This window comes from Paraburkholderia sp. SIMBA_027 (genome assembly GCF_046535315.1).
Classification (GTDB): Bacteria; Pseudomonadota; Gammaproteobacteria; order Burkholderiales; family Burkholderiaceae; genus Paraburkholderia; species Paraburkholderia tropica.
Genome location: NZ_JAWRWY010000456.1, coordinates 1 through 276 on the forward strand (window position 1 = coordinate 1; position 276 = coordinate 276).

A 276-nucleotide genomic window follows, 5' to 3' on the forward strand; every position below is an offset into this window, starting at 1 on the left:
GGAATGCGCATTAGTGAGGCACTGTCTCTTAAAAATGAAGATTTGGATTTTGATAAACGACTTATTTATATAAACAGAGCTAAAAATGGGCAACAAAGATTGGCTGTTATGAACGATTCTTTATTGTCAGTTCTAAAAGAGTATAGGACATTCAGAAACTTTATCCCAATTCATGATATAGATACTCCAAATAGACATTTCTTTACAACACAAATGGGTAAGAAATGTTCTGTAGGAAACATTCGGGTTTGGTTTCATAAAACTTTGTATTATGCG

The 276-nt window shown here is 32.6% G+C and carries 1 protein-coding gene; it reads left to right on the forward strand.

What is annotated here, in order from left to right:
• The coding region (locus SB764_RS39810) for a tyrosine-type recombinase/integrase (protein WP_410866724.1) at window positions 1-276 on the forward strand (276 nt) is incomplete at both ends.